23 protein-coding genes and 1 tRNA gene are annotated in these 24806 nt (G+C 63.1%); 12 read left to right on the top strand and 12 right to left on the bottom strand.

Annotated elements, in window-relative coordinates:
- Positions 1–262: 262 nt before the first annotated feature.
- Positions 263–1057 carry a hydroxyacylglutathione hydrolase gene (gene gloB, locus BGK68_RS24565; RefSeq protein WP_075259226.1) on the bottom strand — a complete coding sequence of 265 codons (795 nt, stop codon included), beginning with the start codon at positions 1055–1057 and terminating at the stop codon, positions 263–265.
- 62 nt (positions 1058–1119) lie between these two features.
- On the opposite strand from gloB, the gene BGK68_RS24560 reads away from it, so the two are divergent.
- The 7 genes from BGK68_RS24560 (at position 1120) to BGK68_RS24530 (ending at position 5909) form a co-directional block, all read left to right on the top strand.
- Positions 1120–1914 carry a class I SAM-dependent methyltransferase gene (locus BGK68_RS24560; RefSeq protein WP_075259225.1) on the top strand — a complete coding sequence of 265 codons (795 nt, stop codon included), beginning with the start codon at positions 1120–1122 and terminating at the stop codon, positions 1912–1914.
- A gap of 100 nt (positions 1915–2014) precedes the next feature.
- On the top strand, positions 2015–2446 hold the full coding sequence (rnhA, locus tag BGK68_RS24555) for a ribonuclease HI (protein WP_013235360.1): 432 nt from the start codon (positions 2015–2017) through the stop codon (positions 2444–2446).
- A gap of 72 nt (positions 2447–2518) precedes the next feature.
- On the top strand, positions 2519–3253 hold the full coding sequence (gene dnaQ / locus BGK68_RS24550) for a DNA polymerase III subunit epsilon (RefSeq protein ID WP_075259224.1): 735 nt from the start codon (positions 2519–2521) through the stop codon (positions 3251–3253).
- Between the two features lie 148 nt (positions 3254–3401).
- Positions 3402–3476, top strand: a tRNA-Val gene (locus BGK68_RS24545).
- Positions 3477–3773: 297 nt separating this feature from the next.
- A complete protein-coding gene (locus BGK68_RS24540; protein WP_075259223.1) occupies positions 3774–4028 on the top strand; it encodes an AbrB/MazE/SpoVT family DNA-binding domain-containing protein in 255 nt (84 codons plus the stop codon).
- Positions 4022–4342, top strand: a complete 321-nt coding sequence (locus BGK68_RS24535; protein WP_075259222.1) for a type II toxin-antitoxin system PemK/MazF family toxin — start codon at positions 4022–4024, stop codon at positions 4340–4342. The genes BGK68_RS24540 and BGK68_RS24535 overlap by 7 nt, the downstream gene beginning before the upstream one ends.
- A gap of 157 nt (positions 4343–4499) precedes the next feature.
- Complete coding sequence (locus tag BGK68_RS24530; RefSeq protein WP_075259221.1) at positions 4500–5909, top strand: DUF2130 domain-containing protein; 1410 nt, start codon at positions 4500–4502, stop codon at positions 5907–5909.
- Between the two features lie 21 nt (positions 5910–5930).
- Here BGK68_RS24530 and xylB read toward each other — a convergent pair whose 3' ends face one another.
- The 9 genes from xylB to BGK68_RS24485 form a co-directional block, all read right to left on the bottom strand.
- Positions 5931–7412: a xylulokinase gene (gene xylB, locus BGK68_RS24525; RefSeq protein ID WP_075259220.1), complete on the bottom strand. Its 1482-nt coding sequence runs from the start codon at positions 7410–7412 to the stop codon at positions 5931–5933.
- 29 nt (positions 7413–7441) lie between these two features.
- Positions 7442–8323, bottom strand: coding sequence for an AraC family transcriptional regulator (locus tag BGK68_RS24520; protein ID WP_075259219.1), 882 nt, complete (start codon positions 8321–8323; stop codon positions 7442–7444).
- Positions 8259–9479, bottom strand: coding sequence for an ABC transporter ATP-binding protein (locus BGK68_RS24515; RefSeq protein ID WP_075259218.1), 1221 nt, complete (start codon positions 9477–9479; stop codon positions 8259–8261). Before BGK68_RS24515 ends, BGK68_RS24520 begins: the two co-directional genes overlap by 65 nt.
- Positions 9480–9481: 2 nt before the next feature.
- On the bottom strand, positions 9482–10519 hold the full coding sequence (locus BGK68_RS24510) for an NAD(P)-dependent alcohol dehydrogenase (protein WP_075259217.1): 1038 nt from the start codon (positions 10517–10519) through the stop codon (positions 9482–9484).
- A gap of 9 nt (positions 10520–10528) precedes the next feature.
- Positions 10529–11341 carry a carbohydrate ABC transporter permease gene (locus BGK68_RS24505; RefSeq protein WP_075259216.1) on the bottom strand — a complete coding sequence of 271 codons (813 nt, stop codon included), beginning with the start codon at positions 11339–11341 and terminating at the stop codon, positions 10529–10531.
- Positions 11329–12207 carry a carbohydrate ABC transporter permease gene (locus tag BGK68_RS24500; RefSeq protein WP_069374503.1) on the bottom strand — a complete coding sequence of 293 codons (879 nt, stop codon included), beginning with the start codon at positions 12205–12207 and terminating at the stop codon, positions 11329–11331. Before BGK68_RS24500 ends, BGK68_RS24505 begins: the two co-directional genes overlap by 13 nt.
- Positions 12208–12284: 77 nt before the next feature.
- A complete protein-coding gene (locus BGK68_RS24495) occupies positions 12285–13556 on the bottom strand; it encodes an ABC transporter substrate-binding protein (protein WP_069374502.1) in 1272 nt (423 codons plus the stop codon).
- A gap of 340 nt (positions 13557–13896) precedes the next feature.
- On the bottom strand, positions 13897–15276 hold the full coding sequence (locus BGK68_RS24490; RefSeq protein WP_075259215.1) for a sensor histidine kinase: 1380 nt from the start codon (positions 15274–15276) through the stop codon (positions 13897–13899).
- A complete protein-coding gene (locus BGK68_RS24485) occupies positions 15277–15945 on the bottom strand; it encodes a response regulator (protein ID WP_075259214.1) in 669 nt (222 codons plus the stop codon).
- 245 nt (positions 15946–16190) lie between these two features.
- Here BGK68_RS24485 and BGK68_RS24480 point away from each other — a divergent pair, with 245 nt between their 5' ends.
- From BGK68_RS24480 to mdtD, 5 genes are all read left to right on the top strand, one after another.
- Positions 16191–17243 (top strand): ABC transporter substrate-binding protein, encoded by a 1053-nt coding sequence (locus tag BGK68_RS24480; protein WP_075259213.1) that lies wholly within the window; start codon positions 16191–16193, stop codon positions 17241–17243.
- A 116-nt stretch (positions 17244–17359) separates the two neighbouring features.
- Positions 17360–18322, top strand: coding sequence for an ABC transporter substrate-binding protein (locus tag BGK68_RS24475; RefSeq protein ID WP_075259989.1), 963 nt, complete (start codon positions 17360–17362; stop codon positions 18320–18322).
- 125 nt (positions 18323–18447) lie between these two features.
- Entirely contained in the window at positions 18448–19275 is an 828-nt protein-coding gene (locus BGK68_RS24470) for an ABC transporter ATP-binding protein (protein WP_075259212.1), read from the top strand.
- A 29-nt stretch (positions 19276–19304) separates the two neighbouring features.
- Positions 19305–20159, top strand: coding sequence for an ABC transporter permease (locus BGK68_RS24465; protein WP_075259211.1), 855 nt, complete (start codon positions 19305–19307; stop codon positions 20157–20159).
- Between the two features lie 131 nt (positions 20160–20290).
- Positions 20291–21724, top strand: coding sequence for a multidrug transporter subunit MdtD (mdtD, locus tag BGK68_RS24460; protein WP_083657889.1), 1434 nt, complete (start codon positions 20291–20293; stop codon positions 21722–21724).
- Between the two features lie 40 nt (positions 21725–21764).
- On the opposite strand, the gene BGK68_RS24455 is transcribed toward mdtD, so the two are convergent.
- A complete protein-coding gene (locus BGK68_RS24455) occupies positions 21765–22451 on the bottom strand; it encodes a Fe2+-dependent dioxygenase (RefSeq protein ID WP_075259210.1) in 687 nt (228 codons plus the stop codon).
- Between the two features lie 17 nt (positions 22452–22468).
- Entirely contained in the window at positions 22469–24685 is a 2217-nt protein-coding gene (locus BGK68_RS24450) for a TonB-dependent receptor (protein WP_075259209.1), read from the bottom strand.
- Between the last annotated feature and the right edge of the window lie 121 nt (positions 24686–24806).

Genomic DNA, 24806 nt, shown 5'->3' with positions numbered 1-24806 from the left:
CTTGCCTGCGACAGACCGAAAGTACGGTCGCGGGCGCGTACAGGTTGAGGCTGATGCAAGGACGGAAGCAGCGGGTTTCCCCGGCGTGGCGCGTGGAGGGTGCCAGTTCGTAAAAAAACGTAAAACCACTGGCGCCCGATTTGGGGAATTGGGGGAGTGTACGGAAGACCCTTTTCCTCAGTCAAGTAGAAATTGGTCGCTGTTACAAAGGCAAGTCCTTGATTTGGCAGGGAATTGGGCCTAAATCGCGCATAACATCGGCTTATTTGTAGCTATTCTTCCATTCGCGCAGCGCGGCGAAGCTGCTAACTTCGTCCAACTCCTTCAAACGCCCTGCCTTTTGCAGTGAATTGAGAATTTCTTTTTCCGTGGCGCGCAGGAAGGGATTGGTCTGGCGCTCCAGCGCGATGCTGGTCGGCACAGTAGGTTCTCCGCGTTCACGGCGCGCGCGCTCCCGGGTGATCCGCGCGCGCAGCTCGGCATTGCCGGGCTCCACCTCAGCAGCAAATTTCAGGTTGGAGAGCGTGTATTCATGCGCACAGTAGACCTCGGTGTGACCCGGCAGGCTGGTCAGCCGGCTCAGCGAATCCACCATCTGCTGCGGCGTTCCTTCGAAGAGCCGTCCGCATCCGCCGGCAAAGAGGGTGTCGCCACAGAAGAGCATGGCCTGCTCGGGCGCGTGGTAGGCGATATGGCCCAGCGTGTGGCCGGGCACCTCGATGACCTCCAGGTGCAGGCCCAGCGCGGCAATATCCACCTGGTCATTCCCGTGCAGCGGGACCGTCATCCCCTTGATGCGGGATTGCTCGCGTGCAGGTCCGTAGACCGGGATGACGGGGAATGCATCGCTGGCGGCCTGTCTTGCCAGTTCGACCACGCCGCCGACGTGGTCAGCGTGATGATGAGTCAGTAGAATAGCGGCCAGTGTCAGGCCCTCGGCCTGCAATGCGGCCAGTACAGGCACGGCGTCACCGGGATCGACCACGGCGGCGTAGCGTCCGTCGTGGATGATCCACAGGTAGTTGTCGTCGAACGCCGGTACGGCCAGGACGTCCAATGAAGTTTTCTGATCCGGTTGGGCTGGCTTGGCTGGCTGGGTCATGAGGCGCGAAAGAAGAGATGGCTGACAAGGCTGAACTTGCTGAAAACACTAGCAACGCGGAAATTATAGACCTCGCGGCTTGGTTGCAGACGCCCACCGGCAATTACCTGCGCCAATGGGAGCAGCGCCACCTCAATGCGCTCACCGCCGACATCTTCGGTTTCAACGCCGTGCAGATCGGTTCGCCCCAGATCCACGCCCTGCAGGCCAATCGCATGCCCTACCGCTGGCTGGCCGACAAGGGCATGCCTGAAGAGGGGCAGTCCGAGCTGGAGATCCCGCAGGTGGTGATTCCCGACTTTGGCGAATTGCCCTTTGCCACCCAGAGCCTGGACCTGGTGGTGCTGCCGCACGTGCTGGAGTTTGCCGCCGAGCCGCACCAGGTGCTGCGCGAGGTCGAGCGCGTGCTGATACCGGAAGGGCAGGTCATCATCTGCGGCTTCAATCCCAGCAGCCTGTGGGGCATACGCCAGGTCGCCGGCCGCCTGACCGGCGCGCACTTCCTGCCGCAGGATGGCGAATTCATCCGCCTGCCGCGCCTGAAGGACTGGTTGAAGCTGCTGAACATGGAAGTCAATCGCGGCCACTTCGGCTGCTATGCGCCGCCCTGCGAAACCACGCAATGGCTGGACCGTTTCGGCTTCATGGAAAAGGCCGGCGACCGCTGGTGGCCCTATCTGGGCGCGGTCTACATCGTGCAGGCCATCAAGCGCGTGCCCGGCATGCGCCTGATCGGCCCGGCCCTGCAGCGCCAGAAACTGAAGGCGCCGCGTGGCGTGCCGGTGACCAACCGCATCCACAGGACCGACTGAAGATCGACTGAACAAACCGGGAGCAGGGCGGCGCGATCAGGTATCATCGCGGCCCGGCCATCCGAGCCTGTAAGCAAATAGTGCAGATAGATTGAAGAGCATGGACAAAGTAGAGATTTATTCCGATGGCGCCTGCAAGGGCAACCCAGGCCGTGGCGGCTGGGGTGCATTGCTGGTCGCCGGCGGCAAGGAAAAGGAAATCTTCGGCGGCGAGCCCAACACCACCAACAACCGCATGGAACTGATGGCGGTGATTCAGGCCCTCAATGCCCTCAAGCGCCCCTGCGAAGTGGTGGTGCATACCGACAGCCAGTATGTGCAGAAGGGCATCAGCGAGTGGATCCACGGCTGGAAGGCGCGTGGCTGGAAGACCGCCAGCAAGGAGCCGGTCAAGAACGCCGACCTATGGCAGGCGCTGGACGCCGCCCAGCAGCAGCATCAGGTAGAGTGGCGCTGGGTGCGCGGTCACAACGGCCACGCCGGCAACGAGCGCGCCGACCAGTTGGCTAATCGCGGCGTGGAAAGTATTTAACGCCCGTCGTTCCATCCGCAGCACTACCCCGTATCAGCACAAGCAACAACATCAGCATCAGCAGGAGCAAACATGCGTCAGATCATCCTCGATACCGAAACCACGGGCCTTTCGCCACGCAACGGCAACCGCATCCTGGAAATCGGTTGCGTGGAAGTGCTCAACCGCCAGTTGTCGGGCAAGAACCTGCACTTCTACATCAACCCCGAGCGTGACTCCGAAGAAGGCGCGCTGGCCGTCCACGGCCTGACCACCGAATTCCTGGCCGACAAGCCCACCTTCAAGCAGATCGCCGCCGAGTTCCTCGACTATGTACGCGGGGCGCAGATCATCATCCACAACGCCCCCTTCGACATCGGCTTCCTTGATGCCGAACTGGCCTTGCTGGGCCTGCCGCCCTTCAAGGAGCACGTGATCGACGTGGTGGACTCGCTGCAGATGGCCAAGGAACTGCACCCTGGCCGCCGCAATTCGCTCGATGCGCTGTGCGACCGCTATGGCATTTCCAACGCCCACCGCGTCTTGCACGGCGCGCTGCTGGATGCGGAGTTGCTGGCCGAAGTCTATCTCTCCATGACCCGTGGTCAGAATTCCCTGACCATGGATCTGGGCGCGGAGGAAGAGGTCAGTGAAGGCGAGGGCAAGCTGGAGCTGGCCCCGCTGGCCGAGGTGATCGTGGTGGCGGCCAGCGAGGAAGAGCTGGGTCTGCATGAGGACGTGCTGAACCAGCTCGACAAGGAAGCGCGTGGCAGCTGCGTGTGGCGCTTTGAACCGCCGCCGCCGGAAGCGGCTGCAGAGGCAGCGTGAAACGGCGCAGCGCTGGGGTCTTTGTCGTCGTACGGCAGCGCTTTCGATAAAAAATGAAGAATTATTTACGAAGCACTTGCGCAGGTCGAAAAACGTTGGCATAATCTCGCTTCTCGATTGGCGCTGCAGCAAAAAAGCCAGTCAGTATGGAAGGTTAGCTCAGTGGTAGAGCACTGCATTCACACTGCAGGGGTCGCAAGTTCAAACCTTGCACTTTCCACCAAAATTCAGAAAAGCCCGCCTTGTGCGGGCTTTTTGCATTCGCGCTAAGGATCTCCCCCCTGCGCCTCCCCGCCTTCCATCGCTGGCTGAAGCAACCCTCGGTTGCACGGCTCTTCATAGCCCACGCTCTCAGCGCCAGGAGCACCTGATCATGGTTATGATGGCTCACTCGATTCAAAGACTTTACGAGATATGCTTACTGATGTATTTCAGCGATAGATGTTTCACGGACGTTGTAATAACATTGTATGGACGTGGCTGTTTGACGTAACAACATTGTATTGACTCGGTGAGACCAATGAAGACATCAATCCGCAAAATGGGTAACTCGCAAGGTGTCCTGATTCCCAAGCCATTTCTGGCCAAGATCGGAATGCTTGTCGATGAGGATATCGATATTGACGTTGAAGACGATAAAATCGTGATTCGCAAGTTGGAAAAGCGCCCGCGAGAAGGTTGGGCTCAAGCGAGTCAGAAAATTGCGTCTGCGCATGACGACGGGCTTGTCTGGCCTGAGTTTGCAAACGATGGCGACAAGGAACTGAAATGGTAAGGCGCGGAGAAATCTGGTTGGCCGCGCTTGATCCAACAGTGGGTAGCGAAATCAATAAAACCAGGCCATGCGTTGTTGTCTCGCCGGCAGAGATGCATGATTATCTGCGCACGGTGATTGTTGTTCCGATGACCACAGGCAGTAAGCCCGCACCGTATCGAGTTCCGATCACGTTTGAGAAGAAAAAAGGGCTCATCGTGGTGGACCAGATGCGCACGCTCGATAAAGAGCGGTTGGTGAAGAAACTCGGTCGCGTAACAGACAAGACCCTCGCGCATACGTTGGAAGCGCTGCAAGAAGTCTTCGCACCATAGTGAATGAGCCAACATGGTTGCTGAATCGACGATCGGATGAAAGAAGTGCGATGCAGTCTGGTCGCATGCCTGTTTTCGATCCCATTTTCCGCTGACCGCATTGGTTGTCATTCTTTTAGCCAGCACCGCTCACCCGCCCATCAGGATTCGACTACTCATGCACGACATCATCTGCCCCCACTGCAACAAAGCCTTCAAGATCGATGAAGCCGGTTACGCCGACATCCTCGCGCAAGTCCGCGACAGCGCCTTCGAGCAGCAATTGCACGAGCGCCTGGAACTGGCCGAGCAGGACAAGCGCAATGCCATCGCGCTAGCAAGTGCGAAGGCCGAGGCGGAATTGCAGAAGGCCGCGGCAGCGCGCGATGCAGAGATCCAGGAATTGAAGGCAAGGCTGGAAGCCGGTGAAATGGCGCAGAAGATGGCCGTGGCCGAAGCCATGGCCAATGTCGAGCGTGAGCGCGACAAGCTGGCCAATGAACTCGAACAGGCCAGAAAAGAAAAGCTCTCCGACCAGCAACTGGCCGAGGCTCGCCTCGCCCAGCAATTGCAGCAGACCGTCAGTGAGAAGGATGCCGAGATCCAGGCATTGAAAGCGAAGATGGATTCCATCGCACTGTCCCAGAAGCTGGCCGTCAACGAAGCCGTCGGTGCGGTGGAGAAGGAGCGCGACGAACTCAAGAGCAGCCTGATGCGCAGCGAACTGGAAAAGCAGCTGGCCGAGCAATCCCTGAAGGACAAGTACGAAACCCAGTTGAAGGACCGCGAAGACATGATCGAGCGCCTGCGCGACATGAAGGCGCGGCTCTCCACCAAGATGGTCGGTGAGACCCTGGAACAGCACTGCGAGACCGAATTCAACCGCATCCGCGCCACCGCCTTCCCGCGCGCCTACTTCGAGAAGGACAACGACGCCCGCAGCGGCAGCAAGGGCGACTACATCTTCCGCGATACGGATGAAGGCGGCACCGAGATCGTCTCCATCATGTTCGAGATGAAGAACGAGAGCGATCGCACCGCCACCAAGAACCGCAACGAAGATTTCCTCAAGGAGCTGGACAAGGACCGCCAGGAAAAGGGCTGTGAATACGCCGTCCTGGTCTCGATGCTGGAGCCCGACAGCGAGCTCTACAACACGGGAATCGTCGATGTCTTCCATCGCTATCCCAAGATGTACGTGGTGCGCCCGCAGTTCTTCATTCCCATCATCACGCTGCTGAGAAATGCCGCGCTCAATTCCCTGAAATACAAGAACGAACTGGCGCTGGTGAAGGCGCAGAACATCGACATCACCAACTTCGAATCCGAGCTGGACACGTTCAAGGCGGCCTTCGCCAAGAACTACGACCTGGCCTCGCGCCGCTTCCAGACCGCCATTGACGAGATCGACAAGTCCATCGACCACCTGCAGAAGACCAAGGAAGCCCTGCTGGGCACCGACCGCAACCTGCGCCTGGCCAATGACAAGGCACAGGATGTGACCATCAAGCGCTTGACGCGGGGCAATCCGACCATGGCGGCCAAGTTCGCCGAGCTCAAGAAGGAGCAGGCTGACGGCACAGACTGAGCCGGGCCTGCAACGCCGCTGTCAAAGCGGGGTGAACGCGGCGAATTCGGGACGCAGTGCGCCGTACAGGCTGCGATAACGCGCCAGCCTGTGTGCGATCTGCGTCTGCCGATGCGTGTCGGGAAGATAGGTCTCGTCAATGGGAGGAGGCAGGCAGACGCTGACGGCATCCTCCGCGGTATGCGCCAACCGGCCCAGCCTGGCCGCCCCCAACGCCGCCCCCACTTCCGCCCCCGCATGCCGACGCAGCGGAATGCCCAGCGCCGTGGCGCACAAGGTCCCCCAGAAGGCGCTGCGCGACCCGCCTCCCACAAAGGCCGCACTCTCCAGCGTCGTGCCCGCTGCCTGCAAGGCGGCATAGCCATCGGCCATCGCAAAGGCCACGCCCTCCATCACGGCATAGGCCAGATGGGCGCTCTCATGCGCGGGCGTCATGCCGAAGAGCACGCCCTTGGCCGTAGCATCGTTGTGTGGCGTGCGTTCTCCATTCAGGTAGGGCAGGAACAATGGCGCTTGCGCCTGCTGGGCGGCGCTGAGTCGCTCCGCGCCAGCGACCAGTTCGGCCACCGGCCGCGCCGTCACGCCCGACAGCCAATGCAGGCTGGCCGCCGCCGACAGGATCACGCTCATCTGATGCCATTGCCCGGGCAGGCAGTGGCAGAAGGCATGAACACCCTGCTGCGCATTGGGGGCATGATGGGCCGTGGCGGCAAACAGCACGCCTGAACTGCCCAGCGAGAGAAAGGCATCCCCGGCGCGGATCACGCCGATGCCGACCGCACTGGCAGCATTGTCGCCCGCACCGCCTGCCACCACGACCGGGCCGCTGATGCCCCATTCGCGGCGCAACTCATCACGCAGCTGGCCGGCCACGGCGCTGCCTTCGACCAGCCGGGGCATGTGGCTGCGGTCCAGGCCGGTGGCGGCCAGCATGCGCTCGGACCAGTCGCGCCGCGCCACATCCAGCCACAGCGTGCCGGCCGCGTCCGACATCTCGGAGACGAATTCGCCCGTCAGCTTCCAGCCCAGGAAATCCTTGGGCAGCAAGACCTTGTCGATGGCGCGATAGACCGCCGGCTCGTACTTCGACAGCCACAGCAGCTTGGGTGCGGTAAAGCCGGGCATGGCGCGATTGCCGGTGATGGCGACCGCATCCGGCACCAGCGCTTCCAGCTCCACGCATTCGGCATGGGCGCGCATGTCGTTCCACAGGATGGCCGGGCGCAGTACGTTGCCGTTGCGGTCCAGCAAGGTGGCTCCATGCATCTGGCCGGACAGGCCGATGCCGCGCAGCGCCTGGAAGGCCTGGGGCGCCTGCGTGCGCAGGGCGGCGATGGCGTCCAGCGTGGCGTTCCACCACGACTGCGGGGCCTGCTCGGACCATAGCGGATGCGGATTGTCCACGCGCAGCCTGGCGCTGGTGCTGGCGATGACGTTGGAGTCCTCGTCGGTCAGGACGAGCTTGACTTCGGAGGTGCCGAGGTCGATGCCCAGATAGCTCAAATCGATTTCCTTTGCATGCGATGAAGGGATCAGGCCACTGCCCGGACATCGTCATTGAGCCGGTGCAGCGAACGGAAACGCGAGGGCGGCATGCCCTTGCTGGCCAGGAACTGGCGGTTGAAATTGGAGAGATTGTTGAAGCCCACCCGATAGCACACCTCGGTGACGCTCAATTCGGTACACATCAGCAACTCGCAGGCTTCGTTCAGGCGCAGGCCGTTCTGGTACTGGATGAAGGTGCAGCCGGTATGGCGCTTGAAGAAGCGCGTGAAGCTGCTCACGCTCATGCCGGCCAGCTCGGCCAGATCGGTCTCGCGCAGGTTGCCGCCAAGATTCTGGCGGATGCACGAGAGCACCTGGTTCAGCGTGGAAGACATGTGGCGCTGCGCATTGAGATCATAGCCGGGGCCGGCCAGCGGCTTGCGCTCGGGGCAGGAGGCCAGCCTTTCCAGCACCGACATCATCAGCACCACGCGACGCGCGCCGCTGGCTTGCGCCAGTTCTTGCATCAATGGCGTGATTGATGCACCCAATGCATCAGGGAACTGCAAGCCCCGCGCCGCGCCGTCGAGCATCTCCTGCAGCGGCGACAGTTCCGGGATCGCGCCCACCACGCGCTCGGCAAAGGGACGCGAGAACTGCAACACCAGGTCGCGCGCCGGCACCTGCTGGTGCGCGCCGAGATTGCTGACCCAGTTGTGCGGCAGGTTGGGGCCGGTCAGCACCAGGTTGCCGGGACCGAAGTCGCCGATGAAATCGCCCACGAAGAACTTGCCGCTGGACGCGGCGATGACGTGGACTTCGTACTCAGGGTGGAAGTGCCATTTGGCCACCGTATGCGGGTAGTCATGCACCCAGGCCCTGAACGATTGGTCCTGGCGGGTATGGACCAGCTCCAGATCCGGACTCATGCTTTGTCTCCTTGCCATGCGGGCCGTCGTCCGACCCGGGCGCAGTCAAGGCCGCGTCCGGCAGCGACAGGTTTTCTCCGCTTTCTACATCGAACACATGCAGCTCATGCTGATCCAATGCCAGGGTCAGCGTCGCGCCCGGTTGCGGCAGGCGGTCGGCTGGCACCAGGGCGGTCAGCGTCTGGTCGCCGCAGCGGGTGGTCAGGAGCGCATCGGCTCCGAGGATCTCGACCAGCTCCACGCTGACCGGGCAGGTCAGGCTGGCGGCAGGCTCCCGCTCGCCGGCGATGCGGACGTGGTCGGGACGCACCGCCAACTTTACCGCCATTGCGTGGCGCAGGCGTGAAAACCTTTCACCTGTGAGCGCCCAGCGCTGGTGGGCGGTCTCGATGAAGAGCTGGCCGTCCTGACGCTGCACCGTGCCGCTCAAGAAATTCATGGCGGGCGTGCCGATGAAACCGGCGGCAAAGAGATTGCGCGGATAACGGTAGAGCTCGGCGGGACTGCCGGCTTGCACGATGCGGCCGTCCTGCATCAGGATCACGCGGTCGGCCAGGGTCATCGCTTCGAGCTGGTCGTGGGTGACATAGACGGTGGTGGTGCGCAGGCGCTGGTGCAGGCGCTTGATGTCGCCGCGCAACTGGGCGCGCAGCTTGGCGTCGAGATTGGAGAGCGGTTCATCGAACAGGAATACCGAGGGCGTCTTGATGATGGCGCGGGCAATCGCGGCGCGCTGCTGCTGGCCGCCGGACATGGCGCGCGGCTTGCGCTCCAGCAAGGCCTCCAGGTTCAGCAGGGCGGCCACCTCGCGCACGCGCCGGTCGATCTCGGCGGCGGGGCGCTTGAGGCGGCGCAGGCCGAAGGCGATGTTGTCATAGACGTTCATGTGCGGATACAGCGCATAGTTCTGGAACACCATGGCGACATTGCGCTCCCTGGCCGGCAAGTCATTGACCACCGTGCCGCCGATGCGTAGCGTACCGCCGGAGATATCTTCCAGCCCGGCGATCATGCGCAGCATGGTGGACTTGCCGCAGCCCGAGGGGCCCAGCAGGACCACGAACTCGCCGTCGCCGATATGCAGGTCCAAGGGATGCAAGACCGGCGGGCCCCCGGGGTAGTGCTTGGCCAGTCCCTGGCAGTGGATGTCAGCCATGGTCAGCCTTCCATCTCGATCTGGATCTTGACGTCCTGCGGACGTCCGCTGGCGGCTTCCTCGAAGGCGCGGATGCTTTGCGAGAAGGGGAACTTGCGCGAGATGAAGGGCTTGACGTCGATCATTCCCGAGCTGATCAGGGCCAGTGCGCGCGGGAAGATGTTGGCATAGCGGAACACCGATTCCAGCCGCACTTCCTTGGTCTGCATGGCCACCACATCCAGCGCCACCGGCGCCGGCGGCATGCCCACCAGCACCGCACATCCGCCCGGGCAGACCAGGTCCAGCAGGGTCTGGTAGACGCCCGCATGCCCCGAGGCTTCGAACACCACGTCCGCACCCCAGCCATCGGTGGCCTCGCGCACCACGTCGTTCAGCGCCTGCCGCGTCACGTCCACGGTGATCACCGCCGGGTGATTGGCAAAGTGCGCCAGCTTCTCGGCCACCACATCGGCCAGGATCACACGTGCCGCACCACCGGCCAGGGCCGCCAGGGCAGTCATCGCGCCGATGGTCCCGGCGCCGATGACCACGGCGGTGTCGCCCGGCTTCATGCGCGCCTTGGTGGCGGCTTGCAGGCCGATGGACAAGGGTTCGACGATGGCCCCTTCGGCAAAGCTGACGTTGTCCGGCAGGCGGTAGGTGAAGGCCGCCGGATGCACCACGCTGCCGGTCAGGCAGCCATGGATGGGAGGCGTGGCCCAGAAACGCACCGCAGGGTCGAGGTTGTACATGCCGCGCAGCGTGGCCGGCGAATCCAGGCGTGGGATGCCCGGTTCCATGCAGACGCGGTCGCCGACCTTGAGGTGGCCGACTGTGCTGCCCACTTCGATGACGGTGCCCGAGGCCTCATGGCCCAGCACCATCGGCGCTTCCACCTTGAAGGGGCCGATGCTGCCATGGGTGTAGTAGTGCAGGTCGCTGCCGCAGATGCCCACGGTGTGGATGCGGATGCGCACATCCTGCGCGCCCATCTGTTGCGGCAGGTCGATCTCGCGCAGCTGGAGTTCGCGGGTGGCTTCGAGTACGAGGGCTTGCATGGGATCTCCTTATTTTCCTTTGAGCATGGAATTCAACAGTCGGCTGAGCACGCCCACGAAGATCAGGGGCGGCAGCGCCAGCAACACGGTGGAGGCGTTGATGACGCCCCAGGGCACTTCCTGGCCCATGGAGGTAAAGGCCGAGGCCACCACCGGCAGGGTGGCGCTGTTGGACGAGGTCAGCGCCAGGGCGATCATCAGCTCGTTCCAGACCAGCACGAAGCTGAAGATGATCCCGCCCAGCAGCGTCGTGGCGCAGTTGGGCAGGGCGATCTTCCAGAACACCGCATAGGGACCGTAGCCGTCCAGGGTGGCCGCTTCCTCGATCTCGCGCGGCATGCGCTGGAATACGGGGATCGACAGCCAGGTGATAGTCGAGAGCGTGGTCAGCAGGTAGGTCACGATCATGGAGAAGCGCGTGTCATACAGCCCCAGGTCCACCCAGATGGCGATCAATGGAATGGCCACCGCTACCGGCGGCAGGAAGCGCAGCGAGAGCAGGAAGAACTGGATATCGCGCTTGCCCGGCACGTGATAGCGCGCAATCACATAGGCCGCAGGCACACCCATGCAGGTCCCCAGCAGCACGGCGCTGCCGACGATGACGGCGCTGTTGGTCAGTCCCACCAGCACTTCCGGACTGCCGATGACCTGGCGGTAGTTCTCCAGGGTAGGCGTGAAGAGAAAGCGCGGCGTGGGCGTGACGATATCCAGCAAGGTCTTGACCGAATTGAGCAGCGCCCACAACAGCGGAAACACCGCCACCAGCACCAGCAGGATGCCCACGCCCCAGACGGCGCAGCGTGCGATCAGTCTTCCCATTTGCTCACCCGTTTCCAGATCAGGGTAAAGATCAGCGTGGTGGCGATCATCATCAGCACCGCCATGGTCGAGGCGTACGAGACCTTACCCGACAGCCCGATACCCTGGGCGTAGGCATACATGTCCAGCGTCTCGGTGGCCACACCGGGACCGCCCTTGGTCATCACGTAGATCAGGTCGAAGGAGCGCAGCGACTCCACCATCTTGATGAAGACCAGGCTGATCAGCGGCCCCTTGAGCATGGGCAGGGCGATGTAGGCGTAGACCTGCCAGGTCCGTGCATAGTCCAGCCGGGCCGCCTCCAGCGGTTCGGGCGGCAGCGTCTCCAGCAACTTCAGCACGATCACCGCGAAGAACAGGCCCCACTGCCAGATGTCGACCAGCGCCACCGCATACAGCGCCAGGGCCGGGTCGGACAGGAAGGCCGTGTCATGGATGCCGACCAGTCCCAGCAGCCAGCCCAGGATGCCGGTCAGCGGCGAATACATGAACTTCCAGATGAAGGCTGCCGAGACGCGCGGCAGCAGCACCGGCGTGATCAGCAGCACGCACATGGCTTGCCGCCATTTGCCATGGACGTTCTCGAACAGGTAGACGGCGATGGCGATGCCGACCATGACTGCACCCAGCACCGTCACCACTTCCCAGACCGCCGAGACTTCGATGGCATTGAGAAAGCGCCGGTCCGACATCAGCCGTTCCAGATTGCGCAGCCACACATAGTCGCTGTCGGGGTAGCGCAGCACGCGGTTCTTCAGCGCCAGGTTGATCGCCGCCACGGTCGGCACCAGGCCCAGCACCAGCATCACCAGAAGTGACGGTCCCAGGAACAGGTAGGGCAGCGAGGTCTTTCCACGATTGAACATGCAGGACTCCGGAGACCGCCGTGGTCCGTGACGGGACCAGGGCGGCTACATCGTGTAGAGCGAATGTGGGAAGGAAATTATTTACGCGCGTGTTCCATGGCGTCCTGCGCATATTGCGCAGCCTCGTCCAGGGCGCGGGGAATATCCTTCTGCGTGCCGGTAAACACCTCTTCCAGCGCTACGCCCAGGTTGTCGCCGATGTCCGGCCATTGCGGGCTGGGCCAGATGGTCAGCTTGGACACGGGGGTGGTGTCCTTCAGGCCGGCCAGGATCTGCGGCTTGACGTTCTTCTGGAAGTAATCGCTCTGGATGGTGCTGCTGCGGTTGTAGTCGCTGAAGACCTTCTCGCGCAGGCGGGCCTGCTCCTGCTCCTTGCCGGTGGCAAAGGCGATGAACTTGCCCGCGGCCTGGCGTGTGCATTCATCCTTGGCGCCCACCGCCGAGATGGCCAGGCCGTGGCCATAGGCCGCCGAAGGCAGCGGGGCGGGTGGACGGGCGTAACCGACCTTGTCGGCCACGCTGGACTTGCTGCTGTCTTCCATCCAGTCGGCAAAGGGCGTGGACTCGATCATGAAGGCTACCTTGCCCGAGCGGAAGGCTTCCAGCGCATTGCTCCAGTCATAGGTGGCCGCGCCCGGGGGCGCGTACTTGAACAGGTCTGCATAGAGCTGCGTGGCCTTGACTGCCGCCGGCGAATTGAAGGCCGGCTGGTTGTTCTTGTCGGTCCATTGGCCGCCCTGGGCCAGCATGAACGGCGCCCAGCGCCAGACATTCATGCCCGAGCCGCGCTGGCCGCGCGCCACCCATCCATACACGCTGGGCGGCGAATGCAGTTTCTTGATGTCGGCCACCAGTTCGTCCAGCGTGCGCGGCACGGGCAGGCCGGCCTTTTCCAGCAGGTCGCGGCGATAGAAGAGGAAGTCGGACCCGCCGATCAGCGGGGCAAAGTAGGCCACGTCCTTGTAGCTGGCGACGGCCCGGCGACCCGGCAGGAAGTCGTCGTAATCGGCCTCCTTGGGGAAATACTTCAGCAGCGGCACGATCCATCCCGCCGAGGCGAACTCGGCCACATTGGCCTCATCGACGTAGTAGACCTGGTAGGAACCGGCCTTGGTGGCGGCGTCCAGGCGCGACTTGGCGCGGCGGTCGTTCTCGCCGAAGTAGCTGATCTCGATGCGGGTGCCGCTGCGCTTCTGGTAATCGGCCAGTGATTTTTCCATCACGGTCAGGCCCAGGCTCTTCTGCGCCAGCACCTTGAGCACGGGGACATTGCAGGACTGCGCCGATGCCACCAAGGGCAGGGCAGCGCCAAGGACGGCGCACGCGGCGCCCAAGCAGATCTTGTTCACGGTTTGTCTCCTGATGTTTTTATCGATCACGCCTGGCGCTTGCGCTGCGGGGGGCAGGACAGCATTCAGGTCGGCCGGTTGGACGGCAGGAGCAAGAGTACGAGGGCAGGGCGCGGCGCTCCACGCCAAAAGCGCGTAGCGGGCTGATACTTTTTGATCGGTTCTTGTGGGGGGTGTGCGTTTTTGTATCGCTGCGCTCTCAAGCGCTGAGATCAGTGCGATGCTATTGACGGACCGTTCGCACTGGGTAGCGGCGCTCCTGCTTCTGCCGGAGATCCTTCGATACGGCCCCAAGGGGCCTACTCAGGCCGAACGGCCGCGCCCTATCCAAGATGAGGGATCAGCTCTGCAATGCCGGCAGGCTCACCGTGGCCACCAGTCCGCTCCCCTGTGCCGGGGCATCCAGCCGTATCGATCCCTGCGAAGCCTGCACGATCTCGCGCACGATGGCCAGGCCCAGTCCGGAGCCGGGTTGGTCCGGCGCGGCATTGCGATAGAAGCGCTCGAACACGCGCTCGCGCACCTCGGCCGGAATGCCCGGGCCATTGTCGCTCACGGTGATGATGATCTGGTTGCGCTTCTTCTCCAGCCCCACGGTGACCTTGCCGCCCTCGGGCGTATAGCGCAGGGCATTGTCGATCAGGTTCATCAGCATGCCCATCAACTGGGCTTCGTTGCCGTTGACCATGGCGCTCTCCAGCGTGGTTTCCAGGCCGAGGTCAATGCCCTTCTTCAAGGCCAGCCCGGCCAGTTCTTCCAGCACCATCGCCGACACCGCCACCAGGTCCACCGGCGCGCGCGGGAAGGCGCTGCTGTCGGAGGCTTCGGCCTGCGACAGCAGGAGCAGCTTGTTGGTCAGGTCGGTCATGCTGCGGCTGCCTTCCTGCAATGACGCCAGCACCTGCGCCACCCGGGCCGGATCGTCGAGCTGGCGGGCAAACTGGATCTGCGAATCGATCACCGCCAGGGGTGTACGCAACTGGTGGGCGGCATCGGCCACGAAGCGCTTCTGCACGGTCACCTGGGCGTTGAGGCGGAAGATGTATTGGTTGATCGCCTCCACGATGGGGCGCAGTTCCTGCTGCAGGCCGTCGGCGCGCAGCGGCGTGAGCGAATCCGGCCGGCGCGTGGCCAGCTCATCCTTGAGCGCCAGCAGCGGCCGCAATTCCATGGTCAGGCCCAGCACCACCAGGCTGATGGCCAGCAGCAGCAAGACGATCTGGCGGCGCAGCGAGGCGTGCCACTGGTCATCGATCATTTCCTGGCGGCCTTGCATGGTCTGGCCGACCGACACCGCCACCATGCGCAGGGTGCCCTCGTCGAACAAGGCGCGGATGTAGCTGACCACGCGCAGCGGCTTGCCATTGAAGCTGGTCGTGCTGTAGACCGGGTAGAGCGCCGCGAAATCAGGCGCGGCGGGGAAGTCGGGACGGCCGGCCAGGAGCGTGTCGTCGTCCATCAGCACTTGGTAGTAGACCGCATCCTGGGCCGGCGAGGCGAACAGTTCCAGCGCCGCCGGCGGCACCGAGACCACCGGCGCGCCATCGTTCCAGCCGACCTGGCCAGCGATCATCCGGGCTGAGGCCAGCAGAGCCCGGTCCTGCACCAGGGTGGCGCTGGAGACGGCGTTGTCGTAGGCGTCGCTGGTGGACAGGCCCACATAGACCGCCATCGGGATCAGCAGCCACCACAGCAGCCGCAGGCGCAGGCTGTCGATCATTCAGTCTTTCTGGCGCAGCAGATAACCCAGGCCGCGCAGGGTCATGATGGCCGCGCCGGAACGGTCCAGTTTCTTGCGCAGGCGCGAGATATAGATTTCGATGGCGTCCGCGCTGGGTTCTTCCGAGAGGCTGAAGACGCCCTTCATCAGCGCGGTCTTGGAAACGGTCTTGCCTTGCCGCAGGATCAGCACTTCCAGCACGTCATGCTCCCGCGCCGGGAGCGCCAGGGGCACGCCGGCCACGGCGAACTGGCGCGTATTGCTGTCATAGACCAGGTCGCCGCAGTGGATCTCGGCGGCCTTGTCGGGGGTCTGGCGGCGCACCAGCACCTTGATGCGGGCCACCAGTTCGCGGATCTCGAAGGGCTTGACCAGGTAGTCATCGGCCCCGGCGCCCAGGCATTCGATTTTCTCATCGATGGAGCCGCTGGCGGTCAGGATCATGACCGGCACGCCATTGTGACGTTCGCGCAGGCGGCGCAGCACATTCTTGCCGTGCAGCTTGGGCAGCATCAGGTCCAGCAGCACGACGTCGTAGGTCTCGTCGCGCAGCACCTGGTCGGCGATCTCGCCATCGGCGGCGATATCGACCTTGAACTTGTGTTCCTTGAGGATCTGCTCCAGCCAGTGGGCAAGCTGGGGATTGTCTTCGATCAGGAGCAATTTCATGCGCTAGTCTCGTTTTTCTTGAGGTTCTTTAAGATTCTTTTAAGGTTCATCTAAGGTTTTTTTGAGCTCGTTCCGAGCAGGTTCCGGACTTCTGTTGAACTGCCCTTTTGTTGCGTTGCAAAGCAAAAAGCCGTTTTTTGGAAAGCTGGATGAAGGTTTCGGCTTCTTAGAATAGGTCCGCAAGTCTACAAGAACTGAAGATGGCAACCGACCATCCTAGTCAAAATATTCAGGAGACAATCATAATGTGTGACGATTTTTACGTCTTGCCCGCCCCCAACGGCCGCCTGCGCCGTACGCTCCTCGCCCTGGGCGCCACCGCCATCACCGCCTGCGCGCTCGGCCTGGCGGCCCCGCAGGCCCGTGCAGCCGACAAGATCATCATCATGGTCGGTGGCATCAACAAGCTCATCTACCTGCCGCCCAAGCTGGCCGAAAGCCTGGGTTACTTCAAGGAAGAAGGCCTGGACGTGGAGCTGCAGTCGCAGCCGGCCGGGGTGGACGCCGAAAATGAATTGCTGGCCGGGGCCGTGCAGGCCGTGGTGGGCTACTACGACCACTCCATCGACCTGCAGAGCAAGGGCAAGGAAGTCACCTCCATCGCCCAGTTGCTGCTGGTGCCGGGCGGCATGGAAATGGTGCGCGCCGACCTGGCCGACAGCGTCCGCAGCATGGCCGATCTCAAGGGCAAGACCCTGGGCGTGACCGGGCTGGGTTCGTCTTCCAGCTTCATCGCCCAATACCTGGCCAATCGGGCCGGCCTGAAGGCGGGCGACTATTCGATCCTGCCGGTGGGCGCGGGCAATACCCTGATCGCCGCCATGAAGCAAAAGCGCGTCGACGTGGCCTGGACCACCGAGCCGACCACCTCCATCCTGCTGGCCTCGGGCGCGGCCAAGGTGCTGGTCGACATGAGCAGCGTCGATGGCACCAAGGCGGCGCTGGGCGGGCTCTATCCGGCCTCCAGCCTCTATGTGCATCGCTCCTGGATGAACAGCCACAAGGCCGAGTCGCAGAAGCTGGCGCGCGTCTTCGTCAAGACCCTGCGCTACATCCAGACCCATTCGGCCGAAGACATCGCCGACAAGATGCCCAAGGACTACTACGGCGGCAACAAGGCCATCTATGTGCAGGCGCTCAAGGCGTCCCTGCCCATGTATTCGCCCGACGGCAAGATGCCCGCCGGCGGGCCCGAACAGGTCCTGAAGGTGATGGCCGGTTTCAATCCCAATATCAAGGGCAAGAACATCGACTTGTCCAAGACCTATACCAACGAGTTCGTGGACCAGGTGAAGTGATTGCTGCGGCGTGCATGAAGAGACCTTAGAATCCGCAGGCTTTCGCATCGATTCCAGGAGGTAACGTGAACAAGCACATCCGCCAGGGCCTGCTGTCCCTGGCCATCGCCAGCACCATGCTGGCCGGCGCGCCGGCTCCGGCCTGGGCTGCGGCCAAGATCACCATCATGGTCGGCGGCATCAACAAGATGGTCTACCTGCCGGCCAAGCTGGCCGAGCAGTTGGGCTACTTCAAGGAAGAAGGCCTGGACGTGGAGCTGCAATCGCAGCCGGCCGGCGTGGACGCCGAGAACGAACTGCTGGCCGGTGCGGTGCAGGCGGTGGTCGGCTTCTATGACCACGCCATCGACCTGCAGACCAAGGGCAAGGAAGTCACCGCCATCGTCATCCTGGGCCAGGTGCCGGGCGAGGTGGAGCTGGTGTCCACCAAGGCCGCATCGCACTTCCAGAGCATGGCCGACGCCAAGGGCAAGACCCTGGGCGTGACCGGACTGGGCTCGTCCACCAACTTCCTGACCCAATACCTGGCTTCGCGCCACGGCATCACCTCCAAGCAGTTCTCGGTGCTGCCGGTGGGGGCGGACAATACCTTCATCGCCGCCATGAAGCAGGGCCGCATCGATGCCGGCATGACCACCGAGCCGACCGCCTCGCAATTGCTCAAGACCGGCGACGCCCAGGTGCTGGTGGACATGCGCACCGTGGAGGGGACCGTCAAGGCGCTGGGCGGACTCTATCCGGCTTCCAGCGTGTATGTACAGCGCAGCTGGCTCAACAGCCACAAGGAAGACGCCCAGAAGCTGGCGCGCGCCTTCGTCAAGACGCTCAGGTTCATCCAGACGCACACGGCCGAGCAGATCGCCGACAAGATGCCCAAGGACTACTACGGCAACAACAAGCCGCTGTATATACAGGCGCTGAGCAATTCGCTGCCCATGTATTCGCAGGACGGCAAGATGCCCAAGGGTGGGCCGGAAACCGTGCTGGCTGTGCTGTCGGGTTTCAATCCCAACGTCAAGGGCAAGCATGTGGACTTGTCCAAGACCTATACGGATGAATTCGTCAACGCCATGAAATGAGGAGAGGACTGGCCGATGGCCAGTCTTCCCGAAAATTATATAAACGATATACGCCATGATGCGCGCCGACGCGTCAGGGGCGCGCTCAACCCGAATCCAATCTCCAGCCACGAAAGAGCCCCACGATGAACGCCATCAACCAGCAGGCCTTCACTCCCGCCGGCCAGGCCGCCCAGGTCACGCCGGCCATCGAATTGCGCAACGTGAGCTGCCGCTTCATCACGGCCGATGGCCGTGCGACGGTGGCCCTGCGCGATTTTTCCATGAGCGTGGCGCGTGGCGAATTCGTCGCCGTGGTCGGTCCCACCGGTTGCGGCAAATCGACCACACTGTCGCTGATCACGGGATTGCTCAAGCCCACCCTGGGCGAGGTGCGCGTGATGGGGCAGCCGGTCAACGGCATCGATCCGCGCATCGGTTTCGTATTCCAGAATGATGCGGTCTTTCCGTGGCGCAGCGTGCGCGACAACGTGGCCGCCGGTCCGATGTTCCGTGGCCAGTCCAAACAGCAGGCGCACGCGCTGGCCGATGAGTGGATACGCCGCGTGGGCCTGGACAAGTTCGGCGACCACTATCCCCACCAGCTCTCCGGCGGCATGCGCAAGCGCGTGGCGCTGGCCCAGACCTTCATCAACAGCCCCGAGATCTTGCTCATGGATGAACCCTTCTCGGCACTGGACATGCAGACCCGCACCCTGATGCAGGATGAACTGCTGCGCCTGTGGTCGGCCCATTCGGGCTCGGTGGTGTTCGTCACCCACGACCTGGAAGAAGCCATTGCCCTGGCCGACAAGGTCTATGTGCTCACGGCCCGTCCGGCGACCTTGAAGAGCGTCTATCCCATCGACCTGCCGCGTCCGCGGGTGATGGAAGAGGTGCGCTACGAACAGCGCTTCATCGATATCTCGCGCAGGATCTGGGCTGACCTGCGTGAAGAAGTCCATATCGCGTGATTCATCATTTTGAAATACAGGGGAGTCTCATGACACAAGCACAAGCCAGCCAATCCGCCGCGACGATGGACATCGCCGCCGTCGAAGCCGAGGCCCAGCGCAAGATCCGCGCACGAAAACAACTGGTGATCGGCCTGCGCATCGCCATCCTGGTGATCGTGCTGGGCGGCTGGGAAGTCTGCGCGCGCATCGGCTGGATCGATCCTTTCTTCTTCTCGCAGCCTTCGCTGATCGTGGCGCAGATCTACGAATGGATGGTCGAAGGCACCTCGCAGGGCCCGCTCTGGACCCAGGTGCTGGTGACGCTGGAAGAAACCGTGCTCGGCTTCCTGATCGGTTCGGTGGCCGGTGTCATTGCCGGCATCGTCCTGGGCCGCAACAAGCTGCTCTCGGATGTCTTCAGCCTCTATATCCAGATCGCCAACTCGATTCCACGCGTGGTGCTGGGCTCCATCTTTGTCATCGCCTTCGGCCTGGGCATGGCGTCCAAGGTGGCGCTGGCAGTGGTGATGGTGTTCTTTGTGGTCTTTGCCAATGCCTTCCAGGGCGTGCGCGAGGCCGACCGCTACATGATCGCCAATGCCCAGATCCTGGGCGCCTCGCGTCGTCAGGTCACCATGGCCGTGGTGATCCCCTCGGCGCTGTCGTGGATCCTGGCCAGCCTGCATGTGAGTTTCGGCTTTGCGCTGGTGGGTGCGGTGGTGGGTGAATTCCTCGGGTCCAAGCAGGGCATCGGCCTGCTGATCTCCACCGCTCAGGGCGCATTCAACGCCAGCGGCGTGTTCGCGGCCATGATCGTGCTGGCCGTGGTGGCGCTGGCGGCGGACTGGCTCTTGCATGCGCTGGAACGGCGTCTGCTGAAGTGGCGTCCGCAGGCCTTCTGATGGGAAACGCCCAAGGGCGTAGAATGTCGCGGTAGTGCGCGGGGATACGACGAGCTTGTCTGCGCCGTCTCCCTGCCTTGCCTGCTTTGCCCACTTTGTTTTGTCGGCACGTTCCCCATTCTTCCTTCGCCATGTCTGCCAACCAGCCGCCCCGTCTGCGCGACACCCCGTCCTCTGCTTCTACCTCTGCCTCTGCCTCCATCAATGATCCGGTCACCCAGCGTGCGTTGCTGTGGATAGTCGCGTCCGGCTTCTTCATGCAGACGCTGGACACTACCATCGTCAATACCGCCTTGCCCGCCATGGCGCGCAGCCTGGGCGAGCCGGTGCTGAACATGCACCCGGTGGTGGTGGCCTACACCCTCACCATGGCCTCGCTCACTCCGGCCTCGGGTTGGCTGGCTGACCGTTTCGGCACACGCCGCATGTATTTCGCGGCGATCCTGCTGTTTTCGCTGGGTTCGCTGCTGTGCGCCATGGCGTCCAGCCTGCCCATGCTGCTGGCGGCCCGCGTGGTGCAGGGGCTGGGCGGTTCCATGCTCTTGCCGGTGGGGCGGCTGGCGGTGTTGCGGGCGGTGCCGGGGGCGCAGTACATCGCTGCGCTGGCGTCGATCTCCATTGCCGGGCAGCTCGGCCCGGTGGTGGGGCCGGTGCTGGGCGGGTGGCTGGTGGAGAGCCTGTCGTGGCACTGGATCTTCCTGATCAACCTGCCTGTTGGCGTACTGGGCATGGGCGCTGTGCTGTATTTCCTCCCCGATGACAGCCTTGCCGGCACGCCGCGCTTCGATCTGCTGGGGTGTATCTTGCTCTCGGCCTGCATGGTGGCCTTTTCGCTGGCGCTGGATGTGCCGTTTGACAGCCACCGCACCGGCTGGAGCATCGCCCTGTTCGTCGTGGCGGCGCTCACGGTACTGGGCTATTGGCGGCATGCCTCGGTTCATCCGCGGCCATTGTTCCGGCTGGGTCTGTTTGGCGAGCCCAATTTCAGCGTCGGGCTGGCTGGCAACCTGGTCTGCCGTATCGGTTCTTCGGCGGTGCCTTTCCTGCTGCCACTGCTGTTGCAGGTGCGGCTGGGCTATTCGCCTCTGCATGCCGGCATGGTGTTGCTGCCGGCGGCCATCGCCGGCACGATTGCCAAGCCCTGGATCGCGCCGCTGGTCAAGCGCTACGGCTATGACCGTTTCCTGCTGGTCAATACGGCCATCGTCGGCGCGGCCATCATGTCCTTTGCGCTGATCACGCCGGACTGGCCGTTGACGGCGGCCATCGTGCAACTGGCCATCTTCGGCGCATCGAACTCGATGCAGTTCGCGGCCATGAACAGCGTCACCCTCAAGGGCTTGGACAAGAGCGACGCTGGCAGTGGCAACAGCCTCTTTTCCATGGTGCAGATGCTGGCCATCGGCCTGGGCGTGACCATCGGCGGGACCATGGTCAATCTCTTCAAGAGCGACGCCGGCACAGCCACCAACGCCAGTTTCCAGATCACCTTTGCCATCGTCGGCGCGATCACCCTGGCGTCGGCCTGGGTGTTCCGCAAGATGGACCCGCGTTACTTCAAGTAAACGTAAAACGATATAAATGATTTGAGGGAGGGTGGGGCGATCAGGTATCGCTCCACTGCCGCAGCAGGTTGTGATAGCAGCCCACCAGGGTACGCCGGGCCAGCGCATCGGCCTCGGTCTGGTTCAGGCGCTGGATGGCGTTGTCCATGTCGAACAGCAACTGACGCTGGCCGTCGTCGCGCACCAGGCTTTGCACCCAGAAGAAGCAGGCCAGGCGCACCCCGCGCGTGACCGGTGTGACCGTGTGCAGGCTGGTGGCCGGATAGAGCACCATGTCTCCCGCCGCCAGCTTGACGCTGTGCGCGCCATAGCTGTCATCGATCTGCAGATCGCCGCCATCGTAATCGCCCGGGTCGGCCAGGAACAGCGTGGCCGAGACATCGGTACGCAGCTTGCGGCCATTGTGCGGATGGATGCGCACACTGCCATCGACGTGCGCGCCGAAGTTCATGCCCTCGCCGTAGCGGTTGAACATGGGCGGGTAGATCAGGTTGGGTAGCGCCGCGCTGATGAAGCGCGGGTGCCGCTCCAGCGCCGACACGATGATGCGCTGGCATTGCAGGGCGACCTCCGAATGCTCGTCGATCTGCTGGTTGAACTTGACCGGCGCACCCTGATAGCCAGCGGTGACGCGCCCATCCACCCAGGCCTCGCCGGCCTGCTCCAGCAGGCTGCGTACGGTCTGCAGGGCTTGGGTATCGAGCAGTTGGGGAATGGTGATGAGCATGGGCGCGTTTTCTTTTTTTACATGCGATAGGTCAGCGACAGCAGGGCAGTGCGGCCCGAACCCGGCACCGAGCGGCCGCCGTCGGATTGGATCAGCGCGTCGTAATACATCTTGTTGCTCAGGTTGTAGAGGTTCAGGCGGATGTCATAGGCCTTGGTGGTGTAGGCCAGCATGGCGTCATACCGGGTATAGCCGCCCACCTGCACGGTGTTGGGCGCATCGGCATAGCGCTGCGACATATAGCTGGCGCCGCCGCCGATCTGCCAGTGCGGGGCCAGGTCGTAGGTGGTCCAGCTGGTCAGGGTGTGCTTGGGCGTGTTGACCGGGATCTTGCCGACCGAGTTGTCGCCCGCTGCGCCCTCCAGCACCTTGGCGCCCAGGTAGGTGTAGTTGGCTGCGACCTGCCACTCGCGCGTGATGTGGCCGGTGGCGCCGGCACGGGCGCCATTGACGCGCACCTTGCCCGCCAGTGCGTAGACGCCGGTGGCGACCTGGCTGCGGGCGTTGTCCTTGGTGATCTGGAACGCGGCGGCCGTCAGGGCCAGGCCATTGGCCAGATCCCACTTGCCGCCCAGTTCATAGGAACGATTCTTTTCCGGGTCCAGATTCTGCTGGCCCTGGGTGCCGGTCAGCTGTTCCAGCGAGGGATTGAACGAGGTGCCATACGAGACGTAGTAAGCCTGGGCCGAGGTCGGCTGCCAGATCGCGCCCGAGCGCACGCTCAGGAAATTGACGGTCTGGTCGGCCGAAGCTGGCGTTCTGGTGCTGGCGATGGAGTTGGTGATGCTGGCGATGTAGCGGTCATAACGCAGCCCGCCGACCAGCTTGAATTGCGGCGCCAGTTCGATGGTGTCGCCCACGTAGGCCGCCAGGGTGTTGGCGCTGCCACCGGCCCGGTTGCCTACGGTGGAGGCCACGCTGCTGCCAGCAGCGCTGTAGCTGGGGTTGACCAGCGGCACGCAATCCACATAGCCGGTCGTGGCGCCGTTGGCGTTGAGCGCCGTGCCGTTGCAGCTGCCGTTGCGATAGTAGTTCTGGTTGTCGTAACCGTCATGCCCCACTTCCACGCCAAGCACCGCATCGTGCTTGATGCTGCCGGTGGCGAACTTGGCGCTCAGTTCGGTCTGGTTGAAGATGGAATAGTCGGTGATGACGCGGTCATGGCTCTGTCCACGCACGAACAGGCTCGATAGCGGCAGGTTGCTGGAGGCATTGGCGAGCTGCGTGAAGCCAGCATCCGAGACGGTGCCGATGGTATTGGGCGCCGTCTCCACCGCATCGGTGTGGACGTAGTTGAACTGGGTCTGGTTGCGCAGCGTGACGTCGGGTGCGATCTTGTGCTTGATGCCAGCATTGAATGAGGCCACGTCCTGGATGGTGCGGTCACTGTTCAAGCCATAGGCGGTGTTGCGGTCGACGTTGACGGGATGGCCGTTCAGGGCCGGCAGGCCGTAGTCGGGCTGGTCCTGGTTGTGTTGCAGCAGCGCCGAGAGGGTGATTTCGGTGGAGGTGCCGATGCCCCAGACATAGGAGCCGGCCAGGCCGAAGTCTTGCACATCGGTCTGCTTGCGCGTGCTGGCCGCGCCGTTCTGGGCCATGGCTTCGATGCGCAGGGCCGAGGTGTCCGACAGCGGGCGGTTGACGTCGACCGTGCTGCGCACCAGGCCATTGGTAGTGACCGAGCCAGAGATCTCGGTGGCCGCCTTCAGGTTGGCCTTCTTGCTGACCTGGTTGATGATGCCGCCGGTCGAGCCGCGTCCGAAGAGCATCGAGGAGGGGCCCATCAGGACTTCCACTTCATCGATGGCGAAGGTGTCGCGATAGTATTGCCCACGGTCGCGGAAGCCATCGAGGTAGATGTCGGTGCGCGCCGAGAAGCCATTGAGGTTGATGTTGTTGCCGATCTGGCCGCCCTCGGCGCCGCCCAGCGTGATGCCGGAGACGTTGCGCAGCGCATCGGACAGCGAACTCGCCCCTTGCGATTGCATCTGCGCCTTGTTGACCACGGTCACCGATTGCGGCACGTCGTGCAGGTCGGCTGGCAGTTTGGTGAGGGCGGTGCCGGTGCTGGCGAAATCGTCGCGCTGGCCTTGCACCGTCACCGGAGCGAGCTGGCCGTCGGCAGCAGGCTTGCCGGCGCTGGTGGTCGTCGGGGAAACCTGCTGTGCGTGCAGGGTCAGAGGGGCGGCGAAGCTGGCCACCAAGGCGGCGGCGATCGGTGTGAGACGGTTCATGTTTTTCTTGTGGCGAAGTGGAGGCGGAAACAACGAACCGATCCCGCTCGCGCAGGACCGGCTCGAATGGCTGGCTACTCCGTGCTTCCACAAGGAAGACCGTTTGGCTGGCTGATGACCA

It is taken from the genome of Herbaspirillum camelliae (assembly GCF_001929405.1).
Lineage (GTDB): Bacteria > Pseudomonadota > Gammaproteobacteria > Burkholderiales > Burkholderiaceae_D > Herbaspirillum > Herbaspirillum seropedicae.
Note: the sequence above shows the minus strand (reverse complement) of the source record. Positions and strands in the feature narration are given on the sequence as shown.

Coding starts and splice junctions, on each gene's coding strand:
- BGK68_RS24560 (WP_075259225.1), top strand. CDS start 1,120: ATGGCTGACAAGGCTGAACTTGCTGAAAACACTAGCAACGCGGAAATT.
- rnhA (WP_013235360.1), top strand. CDS start 2,015: ATGGACAAAGTAGAGATTTATTCCGATGGCGCCTGCAAGGGCAACCCA.
- dnaQ (WP_075259224.1), top strand. CDS start 2,519: ATGCGTCAGATCATCCTCGATACCGAAACCACGGGCCTTTCGCCACGC.
- BGK68_RS24540 (WP_075259223.1), top strand. CDS start 3,774: ATGAAGACATCAATCCGCAAAATGGGTAACTCGCAAGGTGTCCTGATT.
- BGK68_RS24535 (WP_075259222.1), top strand. CDS start 4,022: ATGGTAAGGCGCGGAGAAATCTGGTTGGCCGCGCTTGATCCAACAGTG.
- BGK68_RS24530 (WP_075259221.1), top strand. CDS start 4,500: ATGCACGACATCATCTGCCCCCACTGCAACAAAGCCTTCAAGATCGAT.
- BGK68_RS24520 (WP_075259219.1), bottom strand. CDS start 8,323: ATGAGTCCGGATCTGGAGCTGGTCCATACCCGCCAGGACCAATCGTTC.
- BGK68_RS24515 (WP_075259218.1), bottom strand. CDS start 9,479: ATGGCTGACATCCACTGCCAGGGACTGGCCAAGCACTACCCCGGGGGC.
- BGK68_RS24510 (WP_075259217.1), bottom strand. CDS start 10,519: ATGCAAGCCCTCGTACTCGAAGCCACCCGCGAACTCCAGCTGCGCGAG.
- BGK68_RS24505 (WP_075259216.1), bottom strand. CDS start 11,341: ATGGGAAGACTGATCGCACGCTGCGCCGTCTGGGGCGTGGGCATCCTG.
- BGK68_RS24500 (WP_069374503.1), bottom strand. CDS start 12,207: ATGTTCAATCGTGGAAAGACCTCGCTGCCCTACCTGTTCCTGGGACCG.
- BGK68_RS24490 (WP_075259215.1), bottom strand. CDS start 15,276: ATGATCGACAGCCTGCGCCTGCGGCTGCTGTGGTGGCTGCTGATCCCG.
- BGK68_RS24485 (WP_075259214.1), bottom strand. CDS start 15,945: ATGAAATTGCTCCTGATCGAAGACAATCCCCAGCTTGCCCACTGGCTG.
- BGK68_RS24480 (WP_075259213.1), top strand. CDS start 16,191: ATGTGTGACGATTTTTACGTCTTGCCCGCCCCCAACGGCCGCCTGCGC.
- BGK68_RS24475 (WP_075259989.1), top strand. CDS start 17,360: ATGCTGGCCGGCGCGCCGGCTCCGGCCTGGGCTGCGGCCAAGATCACC.
- BGK68_RS24470 (WP_075259212.1), top strand. CDS start 18,448: ATGAACGCCATCAACCAGCAGGCCTTCACTCCCGCCGGCCAGGCCGCC.
- BGK68_RS24465 (WP_075259211.1), top strand. CDS start 19,305: ATGACACAAGCACAAGCCAGCCAATCCGCCGCGACGATGGACATCGCC.
- mdtD (WP_083657889.1), top strand. CDS start 20,291: ATGTCTGCCAACCAGCCGCCCCGTCTGCGCGACACCCCGTCCTCTGCT.
- BGK68_RS24455 (WP_075259210.1), bottom strand. CDS start 22,451: ATGCTCATCACCATTCCCCAACTGCTCGATACCCAAGCCCTGCAGACC.
- BGK68_RS24450 (WP_075259209.1), bottom strand. CDS start 24,685: ATGAACCGTCTCACACCGATCGCCGCCGCCTTGGTGGCCAGCTTCGCC.